A 14,679-nucleotide genomic window follows, 5' to 3' on the forward strand; every position below is an offset into this window, starting at 1 on the left:
ATCACTCTGTCAGGGGCAGCGTAAAGCGGGCCACCCGGCCGCTGGCGGCGTAGCGGCTCAGGTCAACCGGTTTCCCTTCGAAACTCAGGTTAACGGCGCCCGGCGCCCCAATGGTCAGACGGTAAGGCGGCGTACCGGACAAGCTCAGTTTCGCCCCTTGTTTTTGCAACCCGCTCGTCAGTTTCTGGCCAGTTGCATCTTTAATTTCTAACCAGCAATCACCGGTAAACTCCAGATTCAACGCACCCGCGGTTGCCACTTCCGCCGCCGCTTCCTCGGCTGGCGTTGTCACTGGGGCAACCGGATTACCATCGGCATTGAGCGCCACTGGCTGACCGTTGATCTCAGCAACGGCTGGCTGCGCCGCGTTGGCGGCAAGCGGTGCGGTGGCGCCTTGCGCTGTAGCTGGCGTCACCGCGCTAGCTACGCCAGCGGTAGCCGCCAGAGGTGCGCCATTGGCATCGGTCGCTGGCGCGGTCGCCGTGCCACTTACGCTATTAGCGTTAGTGGTGGCATCTTCCGGCACCGGCACGGCCGGCGTTTCGCTAATGGTTTGTGATTGTTCAGCAGGCGGCAGGGTGCTGGTCATTTTCTCCAGCTCGGCTTGCTGCGCCTGATGATTTTGCCACCACCACAGACCGGTCAAACTGATGACCACAAACAGCAACACCCAAGTGAACAGCATCAGCCGATTATCATGGCTGCGGCGCTCTTTTTTACTAGAGAAGCTTTGCATGTTGAGTTGTGGTGCAGGTTCTGCCGGCAGCACAGCGTTGATGGCCGCGACCATTTCCTGCTCTGGCAGGTTCACCAGCCGAGCATAGGAGCGGACATAACCACGGATAAAGGTCGGTGCCAGCTCAGAGGTCAGGGTATCCTCCTCTAACGCCCGCACGACAGAATTTTTTAAACACAAACGTTCGGCAACCTGAGCCTGTGAGTAGCCAAGTTGTTCACGTGCCTGACGCAGACGCTGTCCCGGCGTCATCGGACTTTCTGTATGTTGGGCTTCAGTATTCATTGGCTAAAAACTGCTGATAGCGTTGAGATTGAGGATATTCGCGCGCCAGTTGCTGACCGTATTGGTTCAGCGCACTGTACTGATTATTGATTTTCGCCAGACGGATATGCATCCACAGGCTGTCAGCACTGGGTGGTAACACGCGATCATAAGTGGCAAGCATAAACTGCGCCTGCGCACGATTACCTGATTTTAGTTCATTGTCAGCCAGTAACATGAGACGAGATCCCTTTGCCGGTTCATGTTTAAGCGCCCGGATCAGGTAGCCTTCAGCCTCTTGGGTTTTACCGGCTCGCATGGCACACAGCCCCATATTTTCGAGGCTATCTGCTGTCCGATAATAGTCCGGAATCGTTAATGCGGCCTTGAATTGTGTCTCAGCCTGCGCATATTTGCCTTGTGAGCACAAAAATGCGCCGTAGTTATTCAGAATGTCACCATTTTTCGGTGCTAAGCGCATGGCTTTGGTGTAATCGGTTTCGGCCTTGCTAAATTCGCCGACCCGCTGGTGATAATACGCCATTGCCATGTGAACGCGATAATCATCGGGCGCAAAGGCCTGCGCCCGTTCAAGATTTTGGCGTGCCAGTACCATTTCGCCCTGTTGCAGATAGCCCAGCCCCAGATTGATGCGTGCTTGCGCGGCATCTTCGGAGTTAATGGCTGCCCGCTCGGGAACACTACTGACACATCCCGACAGCAACACAGAAATGAACGCTGCTTGTAATACTGGTTTTAGCCTCATGCTTTCCTATCGCTACCCTGCTGTTATAACAAACAGAAATAAATCTCTGACAATCAGACCGTTTTAACGCTGATAGGTTCCCCGAGAGCCTGTTTCTTCAACACGCGCTTAGTCCGGTCGACCACTTCACCGGCCAACTGACCACAGGCGGCATCGATATCGTCACCACGGGTTTTACGCACAATCACGGTAATGCCGTATTCCATCAATGTTTTGGAGAAACGGTCAATCCGGCTGTTCGAGCTGCGGCCATACGGCGCGCCCGGGAACGGGTTCCATGGGATCAGGTTAACTTTGCACGGGGTATCTTTCAGGCACTCGGCCAACTGATGCGCGTGCTCGATGCCATCGTTGATGTGATCCAGCATCACATACTCTACCGTGACGCGGCCCTGATTGGCATTGGATTTCTCCAGATAACGACGCACAGAAGCCAAGAATGACTCGATATTGTACTTGCGGTTAATCGGTACAATTTCGTCACGGATGGCATCGGTCGGCGCGTGCAAGGAGATCGCCAGTGCCACATCAATCATGTCACCCAGCTTATCCAGTGCCGGAACCACCCCAGATGTAGACAGGGTAACACGGCGTTTCGACAGGCCAAATCCGAAATCATCTAACATGATCTCCATCGCAGGAATCACGTTACTGACGTTCAGCAATGGCTCGCCCATCCCCATCATCACGACGTTGGTGATAGGACGCTGACCGCTGTTCGTCGCCACCGGACCGATGGTTTTCGCGGCACGCCATACCTGACCGATAATTTCGGAAACTCGCAGGTTACGGTTAAAACCTTGCTGCGCGGTGGAGCAGAACGTACATTCCAGCGCACAACCCACCTGAGAAGAAACGCACAAGGTCGCGCGGTCATCTTCTGGGATATACACGGTTTCTACGCGCTGGTCGCCCACCGCCAGTGCCCATTTGATCGTACCGTCACTGGAGCGCTGCTCTGCAACAATCTCCGGCGCTCGGATTTCGGCGACTTCCTTGAGTTTACCGCGCAACACCTTGTTGATATTGGTCATAGCGTCGAAATCATCGCAGCCAAAGTGGTAAATCCATTTCATGACCTGATCGGCGCGGAAAGGCTTTTCGCCCAAATCGGCAAAAAACGCGCGCATCGCTTCACGGTTCAGATCAAGAAGGTTAATTTTGGTGTTGGACATGCTTGCCTCGTTATTACACGTTATGGCGTGAAAGGAAATAAGTCGCCCCTTAATACACTGGCGCAATATGCAAACTGTGCAGACAAGGGCGCGGCATTGTACAAACTTTAAGATAGGCTTTCCACTCACAGACGGCAAAGAGCAGAAACAATCTGGAAACAGAAAAGGGAGCCGTAGCTCCCTTAGGAAATAGGTTCACCTAGGCGGCGCACATTGGCACGCAGCAAAGGCGATTAGGCGCGTGGAAAAACTTCCGCTGGCGTGAAGAAATAAGCAATTTCACGCTCGGCAGACGCAGGGGCGTCAGAGCCATGCACGGCGTTACGGCTCATGCTTTCGGCATAGTTCGCGCGCAGTGTTCCGGCTTGCGCCTGCGCAGGATTGGTTGAGCCCATGATCTCACGGTGACGGCGGATAGCGTCTTCCCCTTCCAGCACTTGCACCATGATAGGGCCTGAAGTCATAAAGGAGACCAGATCATCATAAAATGGTTTGCCCTGATGCTCCGCGTAAAAACCGGCCGCTTGCTCAGAGCTCAGATGCAGCATTTTGGCGGCCACAATGCGTAAACCGGCCGCTTCAAAGCGAGAATAGATGGCACCAATCAGATTTTTGGCAACCGCATCCGGTTTGATGATCGAGAATGTACGTTCGAGAGCCATGATATGTCCTATCGTTGTTATTTTAGGGCTGTTTTACGTTTTGTTGGCGACATGCACCGCCAGTGTTGGGTTCCGTCCTACGGGGTAAGCAATGCGCATATTGCCCCCGTCAAACACGCACATTATATAAACATTTCGTTAACCAAAACAACATAACAAAATGCCTGCGTGCGGTGTTATTGATGTGATTACGCCCCCAATGAGGGGTCATGTCACACGTTTACTTAACCGTATCGTCTGAAGCGAACGCTCGCCGGCCATAATCCGTGGCACCCACGTTTCACTCCACGATTACCGGTCTGTTCATCGCGAAGATGAACAGACCGGGGATTCACGTCTTCGTTGTAGACGTTGCGAATAGGTGAGTCACGAAAACAATCAGGTGCGCGTTAACAGCAAGCGTGCGATGGTCGCCACGCCTTGACCTGTGGCACCCGCAGCCCACAGGCTGTTGCTGCTATCAGCAAAGCTGGCGGCCAAATCGATATGCAACCATCCCTTGCCATTTTCTGGGGCAAAGCGCGACAAAAAGCCGGCCGCGTTGGACGCACCACCGGCGCCGCCCCCTTTCACCGCCCGACTGTTGGCGGTATCGGCATAGGCAGATGGGCACATCTCTTGATGCCAAGGCTCCAGTGGCAATGGCCACACCGGTTCACTGACCTCAGCCGCCACAGCTTGCGCCTGTTGCAGCAAGTCATGATCCAGCGCGAACAGGGCGTTGTAGTTATCCCCCAGCGCGGTCACCGCCGCACCGGTTAAGGTCGCCGCATCAATGATCAGTGGCGCGCCAGTAGCCGTGGCATCAATCAAACCATCAGCCAGCACCAGACGCCCTTCCGCATCGGTATTGACCACCTCGACGCTCACCCCATTGCGATAATGCAGAATATCACCCAGTTTATAGGCGTTACCGGCAATCAGGTTTTCCGCACAGCACAAGAACAACTTCACGTGACGGTTAAGACCTTGCATCAACGCCAAGCCCAACGCGGCAGTAACAGTCGCCGCGCCGCCCATGTCGCATTTCATGTGCAGCATGCCTTCGCTGGACTTGATGCTGTAGCCGCCGGAGTCAAAGGTGATCCCCTTACCCACCAGACAAGCGGCAACCGGGCCTGCGCCCGCATTAACATCGATTTCCAAAAATACCGGCGTATTGCTGCTGCCACGCCCGACACTGTGCACACCAACATAACCTTGGGCGAGCAGATCGCCATCATCTATCCAGCGGGTATTGATAAACTGCTCGGTACAGCTGCGAATAAAGGTTTCCGCTCTTTGCGCCAGAACTGACGGCGTCATATCTTGCGGCGCCGCATTGGTCACCTCACGCAGCCAACTGACCGCTTTCATGCGCTGCTGCAAACGGGTTTGCACCGCCTGATCGCCTTGATGCCAAGTGATCTGCTGGCCGCCTTTGGCGGTGGTAAAACCATTGGCAAAGGCCCACTGCGCCGCTTCGCTCCACTGCTCACCGCACAGCTCAACGGCATTGATACCCATTGACTGTAACGCACGCGCGGCTTTTTGAATTCGGCGCAGCGAGTACTGCGGATCCACATGCAACCAGACCTGATTGTCATGCAAAGATACCGGCGCCTGCGCCGACCAAGGCGCTTCAGGCGTCTTGGTGGTTAAATAGACTGCGATCGTCATGATCACCTCCAAGGTGTTCGATTATCTGAATGTTTGCAACGAAGCGCACAACAGCTCCGCCTCATCGAGTACCGCGCAAGCGCGCGGACTCGGATGACCGCGGTGAACCGTTAATGCGTGCGCCATTACGCGTGCGCAGCGTCTGCCGCACGCTTGAGCAGCAAGTTCGCCAGAGAGCGAACACCAATGCCGGTCGCCCCAACAGACCACAGATCGCTGGCGCCTTTGCGGTAAGTGGCCGAGCAGTCGATGTGCAGCCAGTTACGACGATAATCACGCACAAAGTAAGACAGGAACGCGGCGGCCGTGCTAGCACCGGCGGTATATGGCGAGGTCGCGATATTGCACAGGTCAGCAAAGTTAGATGGCAACTGCTGGCGATGCAGTTCGGCCAACGGCAAACGCCAGAACGCTTCTTGCTCTTCTTGCGCCGCCGTCAGCATCTGCGCGCTCAGCGCTTCATCGAAGCTAAACAGCGCGTGGTAATCGTTGCCCAGCGCGGTTTTCGCCGCGCCCGTCAGGGTTGCGCAGTCGATAATCAAACCAGCATTTTGCTGATCGGCATCCAGCAGACCATCGGCCAATACCAGACGGCCTTCGGCATCAGTATTGAGGATCTCAACGGTTTTGCCGTTACGGTAACGAATGATATCGCCCAGTTTATAGGCATTGCCGCTGACCATGTTCTCGGCGCAGCACAGATACAGTTTCACCCGCTGGTTCAAACCACGGGCAATCGCCAGCCCCAGCGCACCGGTGACCAAGGCCGCACCGCCCATGTCAGACTTCATGGAGTCCATGGTGCCGCTCGGCTTGATGCTGTAACCACCGGAGTCAAAAGTGATGCCTTTCCCTACCAAACACGCCAATACTGGGGCATCGGCCTGACCGCTAGGGTTGAAATCCAGCTGTAACATCGCAGGCACGCGATCGGAGCCGCGGCCCACGGTATAAATGCCGTTGTATTGCTGCTCACGCAGCTCAGAGCCGGTGATCACTTTAAAGCTCACCTTATCGCCCGCCAGCTCTTTGATAAATGCGGCAGCGCGTACCGACAATTGTTGCGGACCTAACTCTTCAGCCGACAAGTTAATGGTATCGCGCACCCAGTCACCGCAGCGAATACGGGCATTCAGCTCACGTTGCTGCTCATCGGGCAAGGTTGGCAGCTCGGCGAAACGCTCGCCTTTACTGGCGCGAAAACCTTGATGGAATGCCCAACAGGTTTCCAGATCCCAGCCATCACCGGCTAAACGCACGCGGCGGATCCCTTGGCCATCTAATTTACGCGCCGCTTTTTGTACACACTCGGCGCTGTTGCCTTGCAGGTGAATGCACACACCTAAATCGCTCATGCTCAGTAGCGCTTTATCCCCCCAGCGGCTATCGGCCGGCTCGGTGGATAGAAAAACGGACATCAGTTCAGACATAAACCACTCCTTGTGATCTCTTGTTCGTGTGAGTGTTTTTAAAAGGATAACCGCACATTGTTAACATATCTTAGGCGCAATGCGGCAGTTTTTTGCGGGTGATTTTGCAACGGGGGATGTAAAAAGGCGTTACGGGCGATCAGAATAAAAAAACGGCCGCCGAAATACGGCAGCCGTTCAGTGATTGCAGCGCCGGCACCCTTAGGCCCCGGTCTTAATCTGCTTCATCCATCCAACACAGGATGATCGCTTCGAGAATTTTTTCATTCGAACGATCCGGTTGATCGTCAAACTCATCCAACTCACAGATCCAGCGATGCAGATCGGTAAAGCGAACTGTTTTCGGATCGGTATCCGGAAACTGCTCCAGCAGCGCCAGAGCAATGTCACGACTGTCTTGCCAGCGTAAGCCCATCTTCTCCATCCTCCCTGTATCCGGCAGTCTTCGACTACCGGACGGTATTAATGATGTTCGCGTGCGTGGTTGACGGTGTAGCGTGGGATCTCCACCACCAAATCTTCATCGCTAACACGCGCCTGACAGCTCAGACGACTTTCCGGCTCCAGCCCCCAGGCTTTATCCAGCATGTCATCTTCCAGCTCATCGCTCTCATTGAGCGAGTCAAAGCCTTCGCGCACGATGCAGTGACACGTGGTGCAAGCACAGGACTTTTCACACGCGTGCTCAATTTCGATGCCGTTACGCAGCGCCGCATCCAAAATGGTTTCGCCTTCGGCGGCGTCGACCACCATGCCATCCGGACACAGGCTCTGATGCGGTAAAAAGACAATTTTAGGCATAATTACATCTCATCCACAGAGTGGCCGGTCAGTGCCCGGCGGATTGATTCATCCATACGACGTGCCGCAAACTCTTGGGTTGCAGCATCCACAGCTTTAATGGCCGCTTCAATATCGGCAGCGCGATCGCCTTGACGAGCGGTGCGCAGGGCGCCCAGCGCCTGCTCGATCGTGGCTAGCTCAGCGGCGCTCAGCAGCGCCGCGTCTTTTTCCAACGCCACGCTCAAGCTCTCAGCTACCCGATCGGCTTCCACTTGCTGTTCCGCCAGCATACGCGCTTGCATATCCTGCTCGGCATTGGCCATTGAGTCGCGCAGCATGCCAACAATTTCATCGTCGGTCAGGCCGTAAGACGGTTTAACCTGAATCGAGGATTGCACACCGGTGGACTTCTCCATCGCGGTGACGCTCAGCAAACCATCGGCATCCACCTGATAGGTCACGCGAATGTGCGCGCCACCGGCTGGCATGGCTGGAATGCCACGCAGGGTAAAGCGCGCCAGTGAGCGGCAATCATCCACCAGCTCACGCTCGCCTTGCACCACGTGCACCATCATGGCGCTTTGGCCATCTTTGAAGGTGGTAAATTCTTGCGCGCGCGCCACCGGAATAGTGGTGTTACGCGGAATAATTTTCTCGACCAGTCCGCCCATGGTTTCGATCCCCAGCGACAGTGGGATCACATCCAGCAGCAGCATTTCGGCATCTGGCTTGTTACCGGCCAAAATATCGGCCTGAATACCGGCGCCAATCGCTACCACTTTGTCAGGGTCAATCGAGGTCAGTGGCTGACGATGAAAGAACTCGCCCACCATCTCGCGGACCAGCGGGGTGCGGGTCGAGCCGCCCACCATCACCACTTCTAGCACCTCTTCGGCGCTGATACCGGCATCTTTCAATGCGCGGCGACAAGCCAGTAAGGTTTTCTTCACCAGCGGACGGATCAAGCTAGCAAACTGCTCACGGCTCACATGGCCCTGCCAGTTAGCAATCTGCACGCTGACGCTCTCAGCATCGCTCAAGGCAATTTTGGCGCGGATAGCTTCGTCCAGCAGTTGACGTTGCAACTGCGAGTCCGGCGTGCTGATCCCCGCTTGTTCGGCCAGCCAGTCAGCCAGCAGATGGTCAAAGTCGTCACCGCCAAGCGCAGAGTCACCGCCGGTCGCCAACACTTCAAACACGCCGCGTGACAAACGCAACACCGAAATATCGAAGGTGCCGCCGCCTAAGTCATAAACCGCGATCACCCCTTCTTGGCCGGAATCTAGGCCATAGGCAATCGCCGCTGCAGTCGGTTCGTTGAGTAGACGCAAGACATGCAGACCGGCTAAACGCGCAGCATCTTTGGTGCCTTGGCGCTGCGCATCATCAAAGTAAGCCGGCACAGTGATCACCACGCCACTTAACGGGCCACCCAGTGTGGCTTCGGCGCGTGCACTCAGCGCTTTTAAGATCTCAGCCGATACCTGCACCGGATTGACCTCGCCCTGTACAGTGCGGATCTGTGGCAGGCCATTGGCTGAAGCCTCAAACTGGTAAGGTAAGCTTGGATAACGCGCTTGGATATCGGCCAGCGAACGCCCCATCAGGCGTTTTACCGAAATGATGGTGTTAGCCGGATCACGCGCAGCATTGGCACGCGCATCCCAACCCACGGACAGGCCTTGTTCGCCCGCACCGTAGTGAACCACCGAAGGCAGCAAATGACGCCCTTCGGCATCTGGCAGCGTTTGCGCTTGCCCGCTGCGTACCGAGGCCACCAGTGAGTTGGTGGTCCCCAAATCAATTCCCGCCGCCAGACGATGCTGATGCGGAGCAGCCATCTGGCCGGGTTCAGCAATTTGTAATAACGCCATTGTCTTTTCCGTTATTACCCCAGCAAGTTGTCTTCCAGTCGCTCAACTTCCTGCCGGAGTTTGGCTAGAAACTTCAGTTTGCGTACCGTGTCAGCCGCGACATACCACTGCTGTTGTGCCAGTGCATCGCTCAGTTGCTGCATACGTTGGGCATGCATGTGTGCCACTCGCTGTTCAAAGGCTGACAGCGCGTCTTCGGCCGCATCCCCTTGCTCGGCAATCTCTTCCAGCTCTTCACGCAGCATCATTTGCTGCATCAAGAACTCGGTGTCGTGCATGGTGTGCTGCTCGCCGGCCAGATCCAGCCCTTGTTGCGCCAGCAAATATTCAGCGCGTCGCAACGGGTCTTTCAGCGTTTGGTAGCCGTCATTGATACGTGCGGCTTGCTGGACTGCCAGCAGACGATCACGCTCGGACGCCGTGGCGAAATTATCCGGATGACACTGTTTTTGCAGTTCACGGTACCGGACGGTTAAAAGGCTGCCGTCAACCTGAAAGTCAACGGGCAGCCCGAATAAGTCAAAATAGTTCATCGGTCACAACCTGATGTCAGTGACCGGTCAGACGTTGAAACTTTCGCCGCAACCGCACTCACCGGTAACATTCGGATTGTTGAACTTGAAGCCTTCGTTCAGGCCTTCACGGACGAAGTCCAGTTCAGTTCCGTCCAGAAATTGCAGGCTCTTGGTATCGACAATCACCTTGACGCCGTTGTTATCAAACACTACGTCATCGTCGTTCAGTACATCAACAAACTCCAGTACATAAGCCATACCGGAACAACCGGAGGTTTTTACCCCCAGACGCAGTCCGATACCTTTGCCGCGGTTTTGTAAAAACGTGCGGACACGGCTTTCTGCACTTTCAGTCATGGTGATTGCCATTTGCTCTACAACCTCTTTGTATCGTTCTTCGTATTATTCTGCGACGTCGTGCTTGCTCTTATAATCGGCAATTGCGGCTTTAATCGCATCTTCCGCCAGAATCGAGCAGTGAATCTTCACCGGTGGCAGCGCCAGTTCTTCGGCGATATCGGTGTTTTTGATGGCCGCTGCTTCATCCAGAGACTTACCTTTCACCCATTCGGTGACCAGTGAGCTGGATGCAATGGCAGAGCCACAACCGTAAGTTTTAAAGCGAGCATCTTCGATGATGCCGGCGTCGTTAACCTTGATCTGCAGCTTCATCACGTCGCCACAGGCAGGCGCCCCGACCATACCGCTACCGACGTTGGCGTCATTCTTATCAAACGCACCAACGTTACGCGGGTTTTCATAGTGGTCGATAACTTTATCACTGTATGCCATAGCCTAACTCCTCATAAACCGAAATTAATGATGCGCCCACTCAACGGTATTCAGATCGATACCTTCTTTGTACATGTCCCACAGCGGAGATAACTCACGCAGGCGGGTTACCGCAGAGCGGCAGAGCTCAATGGCGTAATCGACCTCTTCTTCCGTGGTATAACGACCAATGGAGAAGCGGATAGAACTGTGTGCCAGCTCATCGTTCAGACCCAGCGCACGCAATACATAAGACGGCTCTAAACTGGCGGAAGTACAGGCAGAACCGGAGGATACCGCCAAGTCTTTCAGCGCCATGATCAGGGATTCCCCTTCCACGAAAGCAAAGCTGACGTTCAGGTTACCGGCCATACGCTGTTCCAGATCGCCGTTCACGTACACCGCTTCCATGTCTTTCAGACCATTCCACAAACGGTCACGCAGGGTGCGGATGCGGGCCATCTCTTCGGCCATCTCTTCTTTAGCAATGCGGTACGCTTCGCCCATCCCCACAATTTGGTGGACCGGCAAAGTACCAGAACGCATGCCGCGTTCATGGCCACCACCGTGCATTTGCGCTTCCAGACGTACCCGTGGCTTACGGCGAACATACAGCGCGCCGATACCTTTCGGGCCGTACACTTTGTGGGCGGAGAAAGACATCAAATCCACTTTCAGCTCAGCCAGATCGATAGGCAGCTTGCCCACGCTCTGAGTGGCATCGACATGGAACAGGATGCCACGGCTACGGCACATTTCACCGATAGTGGCGATATCCTGAATCACACCGATTTCGTTGTTCACATGCATGATGGAAACCAAAATGGTATCCGGGCGCATGGCCGCTTCCAGCTTCGCCAGATCCACCAGACCGTTGGATTCTGGATCCAAATACGTCACTTCGAAGCCTTCACGCTCCATCTGGCGGCAGGTATCCAGCACTGCTTTGTGCTCGGTGGTACAGGTAATGATGTGCTTACCCTTTTTACCGTAGAAGTTCGCCACCCCTTTGATAGCCAGGTTATCCGCTTCGGTTGCCCCAGAGGTAAACACGATTTCACGCGGATCAGCATTCACCAGCTCAGCAATCTGGTTACGGGCGATATCCACCGCCTCTTCTGCCTGCCAACCAAAACGGTGGGAGCGAGACGCTGGGTTACCAAAGGTGCCGTCCATGGTCATGAACTGCATCATTTTTTCCGCAACACGCGGATCCATCGGGCAGGTGGCCGAATAATCAAGATAAATAGGCAATTTCATTTCATTGCTCCGTCACATTACGTCAGAGGTCAGGATCCCAATCACACACCCAGATTGATGCTATGTGCATCACGGTGCGAGGCAGCGGCTACGGTTACCGGACGGTGTGCGTGTTCCTGACGATCAGCAACTTGCAACACTTCCTGATTGGCCATTAATTCGGCTAACGTAATGTTATTTAAAAATCCACTGATCCTATCGCTAAGATCACGCCATAACGCATGGGTCAGGCAGCGGGCACCGCCCTGACAGTCACCTTTCCCTAAACACTTGGTGGCATCTACCGATTCATCCACGGCGGAGATCACCATACCAACCGCAATTTGGTCAGACGGTTTACCCAGCAGATAACCACCACCCGGACCACGCACGCTGTTAACCAGCCCTTGTTTGCGCAGTCTGGCAAAAAGCTGCTCCAGATATGACAGCGATATCCCTTGTCGTTCAGAGATATCCGCCAGTGATACCGGTCCTTGCTCGGAATGCAGTGCCACGTCCAACATAGCGGTCACTGCGTAACGTCCTTTTGATGTCAGTCTCATGGCACTTCATCCTTTATATTCAGATGTTGGCAGTGTGCCATTTCCTACTATTTTGGTCAAGTATTATCCTGACTGTTTTAGTCGGATTTATGTGACTTATCACTGAGCGCTTTCTGGATCCCGCTCAGCATACCGCGCAGGATATTGAGCTCCGCCGCTTCAGGGCGCGCACGGGTATACATCCGGCGTAATTTGCTCATCACCAAACCAGGGTTAGCTTTGCGGATGAAGTGCACGTCTGTCAGCACTTGCTCCAGATGTTGATAGAAGCGGTTCAAATCTTCCATCAGCGGGTATTCGGTAACTTGACCCGAGTAATCAGGTGCTGCTACACGCTGCTGCTCCAGCCAGTTCATGCGGATCTCATACGACAGCAGCTGTACCGCCATCGCCAGATTGAGCGAGCTGTACTCCGGATTGGCCGGAATGGTGACGTGGAAGTGGCACTGTTGCAGCTCTTCGTTAGTCAGCCCGACACGTTCGCGGCCAAATACCAAGGCAACCGGATGCTGCGCACACTCAGTTGCAATACGCTGACCACATTCACGCGGCTCAATCAGTGGCCACTGCAGACTGCGCGAGCGAGCACTGGTACCGATCACCAGCGCACAGCCGGCAATCGCTTCATCCAGCGAGCTGACGATTTTGGCTTGGCCAATGACGTCACTGGCACCCGCAGCCAAGGCGATCGCCTGGGAGTCGGGCTCAACTTTCGGATTAACCAGATACAAGTTGGTTAAGCCCATGGTTTTCATTGCTCGCGCGGTAGAACCCATATTGCCGGTATGGGAGGTTTCTACCAAAACAATCCGCACATTTTCTAACATGAATCGCTCTGATCGGGTTACCGCCGCCGGCCGAAACCAGCGGTCTGAAAAGGGGCATTATATTAACATATTTAAAACTGCTTGCGCAGGGATTCGGCATACAGAAACTGTGCGGTTCGGCACGTTTGCTTTCCTCGTGCTACAGATCGTCGGTCACTTATTACAGGCTGTAGCGCTTAGCCGGCGCGGGATAGCGCCGCGAGTTTATAACAAGCACGCGGATCTTCGCTTTAGCGTGGAATGCCGGAGCAGCGCCAAAATGGCTGAATAGGCAATAGCCTTACTTTTTACATGGATTTATCATCTCGCCGGTTTTCGCCTATACCCTTTGCAGTTTGCCACGCGAGTAGCACGTCAAAGGGGCGCAGCTATACCAGCCAATAAACAGATCCACAAAACCGACTGGATAAAAAACAACCGTTCCCTTTTGCTTACGCCTTTGCTATACTCCGCCACCGTTTTCCCGTTCTTTAACAACATCCACCGGAAGAGACCTATGCATCCGATGCTGAACATTGCCGTGCGTGCTGCGCGCAAGGCTGGTAACGTTATTGCCAAAGCTTACGAACAACCAGAATCTGTTGAGGCAACCCAGAAGGGTGCGAATGACTTTGTCACCAACGTCGACAAAGCAGCTGAAAAAGTCATCATTGATACCATCAAGAAATCCTATCCAAAGCACACCATTTATGGTGAAGAGTGCGGCGAGCAACTTGGTGAAGATCAAGACGTTCAATGGGTTATCGATCCGCTGGATGGCACCACCAACTTCATCAAACGTATTCCTCATTTCTCTGTTTCCATTGCAGTGCGCATCAAAGGCCGTACTGAAGTGGCAGTGGTTTATGACCCAATCCGCAACGAACTGTTTACCGCCACTCGCGGTAGCGGCGCTCAGCTGAACGGCTACCGTCTGCGTGCAGGCGATGCCAAAGACTTAACTGGCACCGTACTGGCCACAGGCTTCCCATTCAAAGCTAAGCAACACACCAATGCCTACATGGATATCATGAAAGCGCTGTTCGCACAGTGCGCTGATATGCGTCGTACCGGCTCTGCAGCGCTGGATCTGGCTTACGTTGCTGCTGGCCGTGTAGACGGTTTCTTCGAAATCGGTCTGAAGCCATGGGACACCGCAGCCGGTGAGCTGATGGTACGTGAAGCCGGTGGTCTGGTTTGTGACTTCGTTGGTGGCCACAACCACCTGCTGACCGGTAACACCGTGGCCGGTAATCCACGTGTTGTTCGCGCGATGCTGTCTTGCATGCGTGACGAGCTGAGCGAAGCGCTGAAGCGCTAATCGCCAGTACGGTTTACCCGTACTTAGCGTCTAACATACGCGAACATAACGACAAAAGGCCGCTCTCATGAGCGGCTTTTTTTGTTGCTGCCCATCGAATCGGCTACCCAGACAT

At 54.5% G+C, this 14,679-nt stretch carries 16 protein-coding genes; 1 reads left to right on the top strand and 15 read right to left on the bottom strand.

Features of this window, described 5'->3' with window-relative positions; translation table 11 throughout:
• Position 1 precedes the first annotated feature (1 nt).
• The 15 genes from rodZ to trmJ form a co-directional block, all read right to left on the bottom strand.
• The gene (gene rodZ, locus LQ901_RS10860; protein WP_064977242.1) at positions 2–1,021 is read right to left on the bottom strand and encodes a cytoskeleton protein RodZ; all 1,020 of its coding nucleotides are present in this window, start codon (positions 1,019–1,021) and stop codon (positions 2–4) included.
• The gene (gene pilW, locus LQ901_RS10865; protein WP_039046710.1) at positions 1,011–1,766 is read right to left on the bottom strand and encodes a type IV pilus biogenesis/stability protein PilW; all 756 of its coding nucleotides are present in this window, start codon (positions 1,764–1,766) and stop codon (positions 1,011–1,013) included. Before pilW ends, rodZ begins: the two co-directional genes overlap by 11 nt.
• Positions 1,767–1,819: 53 nt before the next feature.
• Positions 1,820–2,941, bottom strand: coding sequence for a bifunctional tRNA (adenosine(37)-C2)-methyltransferase TrmG/ribosomal RNA large subunit methyltransferase RlmN (locus LQ901_RS10870; protein ID WP_010862427.1), 1,122 nt, complete (start codon positions 2,939–2,941; stop codon positions 1,820–1,822).
• Between the two features lie 233 nt (positions 2,942–3,174).
• Positions 3,175–3,603 (bottom strand): nucleoside-diphosphate kinase, encoded by a 429-nt coding sequence (gene ndk, locus LQ901_RS10875; RefSeq protein ID WP_064977241.1) that lies wholly within the window; start codon positions 3,601–3,603, stop codon positions 3,175–3,177.
• Positions 3,604–3,981: 378 nt separating this feature from the next.
• Positions 3,982–5,262: an aminopeptidase PepB gene (gene pepB, locus LQ901_RS10880; protein WP_064977240.1), complete on the bottom strand. Its 1,281-nt coding sequence runs from the start codon at positions 5,260–5,262 to the stop codon at positions 3,982–3,984.
• Positions 5,263–5,387: 125 nt separating this feature from the next.
• The gene (gene pepB, locus LQ901_RS10885; protein WP_010862430.1) at positions 5,388–6,692 is read right to left on the bottom strand and encodes an aminopeptidase PepB; all 1,305 of its coding nucleotides are present in this window, start codon (positions 6,690–6,692) and stop codon (positions 5,388–5,390) included.
• Positions 6,693–6,906: 214 nt separating this feature from the next.
• The gene (gene iscX / locus LQ901_RS10890) at positions 6,907–7,107 is read right to left on the bottom strand and encodes a Fe-S cluster assembly protein IscX (RefSeq protein WP_010862431.1); all 201 of its coding nucleotides are present in this window, start codon (positions 7,105–7,107) and stop codon (positions 6,907–6,909) included.
• 47 nt (positions 7,108–7,154) lie between these two features.
• Entirely contained in the window at positions 7,155–7,493 is a 339-nt protein-coding gene (fdx, locus tag LQ901_RS10895; protein ID WP_039046707.1) for an ISC system 2Fe-2S type ferredoxin, read from the bottom strand.
• Between the two features lie 2 nt (positions 7,494–7,495).
• Positions 7,496–9,349, bottom strand: coding sequence for a Fe-S protein assembly chaperone HscA (gene hscA / locus LQ901_RS10900; protein WP_152136101.1), 1,854 nt, complete (start codon positions 9,347–9,349; stop codon positions 7,496–7,498).
• 14 nt (positions 9,350–9,363) lie between these two features.
• Positions 9,364–9,882 (bottom strand): co-chaperone HscB, encoded by a 519-nt coding sequence (gene hscB / locus LQ901_RS10905; protein WP_112865669.1) that lies wholly within the window; start codon positions 9,880–9,882, stop codon positions 9,364–9,366.
• 27 nt (positions 9,883–9,909) lie between these two features.
• The gene (gene iscA / locus LQ901_RS10910; protein ID WP_010862435.1) at positions 9,910–10,233 is read right to left on the bottom strand and encodes an iron-sulfur cluster assembly protein IscA; all 324 of its coding nucleotides are present in this window, start codon (positions 10,231–10,233) and stop codon (positions 9,910–9,912) included.
• A gap of 33 nt (positions 10,234–10,266) precedes the next feature.
• Positions 10,267–10,656, bottom strand: coding sequence for a Fe-S cluster assembly scaffold IscU (gene iscU, locus LQ901_RS10915; RefSeq protein ID WP_064977236.1), 390 nt, complete (start codon positions 10,654–10,656; stop codon positions 10,267–10,269).
• Positions 10,657–10,680: 24 nt separating this feature from the next.
• Positions 10,681–11,895 (bottom strand): IscS subfamily cysteine desulfurase, encoded by a 1,215-nt coding sequence (locus LQ901_RS10920; RefSeq protein ID WP_010862437.1) that lies wholly within the window; start codon positions 11,893–11,895, stop codon positions 10,681–10,683.
• Between the two features lie 41 nt (positions 11,896–11,936).
• The gene (gene iscR, locus LQ901_RS10925) at positions 11,937–12,437 is read right to left on the bottom strand and encodes a Fe-S cluster assembly transcriptional regulator IscR (RefSeq protein ID WP_010862438.1); all 501 of its coding nucleotides are present in this window, start codon (positions 12,435–12,437) and stop codon (positions 11,937–11,939) included.
• 77 nt (positions 12,438–12,514) lie between these two features.
• A complete protein-coding gene (trmJ, locus tag LQ901_RS10930; protein ID WP_064977235.1) occupies positions 12,515–13,264 on the bottom strand; it encodes a tRNA (cytosine(32)/uridine(32)-2'-O)-methyltransferase TrmJ in 750 nt (249 codons plus the stop codon).
• 496 nt (positions 13,265–13,760) lie between these two features.
• Here trmJ and suhB point away from each other — a divergent pair, with 496 nt between their 5' ends.
• Positions 13,761–14,564: an inositol-1-monophosphatase gene (gene suhB, locus LQ901_RS10935; RefSeq protein ID WP_010862440.1), complete on the top strand. Its 804-nt coding sequence runs from the start codon at positions 13,761–13,763 to the stop codon at positions 14,562–14,564.
• Positions 14,565–14,679: the final 115 nt, after the last annotated feature.

Origin of the sequence: Plesiomonas sp. PI-19 (assembly GCF_021368255.1) — a bacterium.
GTDB lineage: Bacteria > Pseudomonadota > Gammaproteobacteria > Enterobacterales > CAMTGL01 > Plesiomonas > Plesiomonas shigelloides.

Bases quoted from the DNA above. Each gene is read 5' to 3' on its own strand.
- pepB (WP_010862430.1), bottom strand. From the start codon at position 6,692: ATGTCTGAACTGATGTCCGTTTTTCTATCCACCGAGCCGGCCGATAGC.
- LQ901_RS10920 (WP_010862437.1), bottom strand. From the start codon at position 11,895: ATGAAATTGCCTATTTATCTTGATTATTCGGCCACCTGCCCGATGGAT.
- iscA (WP_010862435.1), bottom strand. From the start codon at position 10,233: ATGGCAATCACCATGACTGAAAGTGCAGAAAGCCGTGTCCGCACGTTT.
- pilW (WP_039046710.1), bottom strand. From the start codon at position 1,766: ATGAGGCTAAAACCAGTATTACAAGCAGCGTTCATTTCTGTGTTGCTG.
- trmJ (WP_064977235.1), bottom strand. From the start codon at position 13,264: ATGTTAGAAAATGTGCGGATTGTTTTGGTAGAAACCTCCCATACCGGC.
- iscU (WP_064977236.1), bottom strand. From the start codon at position 10,656: ATGGCATACAGTGATAAAGTTATCGACCACTATGAAAACCCGCGTAAC.
- suhB (WP_010862440.1), top strand. From the start codon at position 13,761: ATGCATCCGATGCTGAACATTGCCGTGCGTGCTGCGCGCAAGGCTGGT.
- iscR (WP_010862438.1), bottom strand. From the start codon at position 12,437: ATGAGACTGACATCAAAAGGACGTTACGCAGTGACCGCTATGTTGGAC.
- ndk (WP_064977241.1), bottom strand. From the start codon at position 3,603: ATGGCTCTCGAACGTACATTCTCGATCATCAAACCGGATGCGGTTGCC.
- fdx (WP_039046707.1), bottom strand. From the start codon at position 7,493: ATGCCTAAAATTGTCTTTTTACCGCATCAGAGCCTGTGTCCGGATGGC.
- LQ901_RS10870 (WP_010862427.1), bottom strand. From the start codon at position 2,941: ATGTCCAACACCAAAATTAACCTTCTTGATCTGAACCGTGAAGCGATG.
- rodZ (WP_064977242.1), bottom strand. From the start codon at position 1,021: ATGAATACTGAAGCCCAACATACAGAAAGTCCGATGACGCCGGGACAG.
- hscA (WP_152136101.1), bottom strand. From the start codon at position 9,349: ATGGCGTTATTACAAATTGCTGAACCCGGCCAGATGGCTGCTCCGCAT.
- hscB (WP_112865669.1), bottom strand. From the start codon at position 9,882: ATGAACTATTTTGACTTATTCGGGCTGCCCGTTGACTTTCAGGTTGAC.
- iscX (WP_010862431.1), bottom strand. From the start codon at position 7,107: ATGGGCTTACGCTGGCAAGACAGTCGTGACATTGCTCTGGCGCTGCTG.
- pepB (WP_064977240.1), bottom strand. From the start codon at position 5,262: ATGACGATCGCAGTCTATTTAACCACCAAGACGCCTGAAGCGCCTTGG.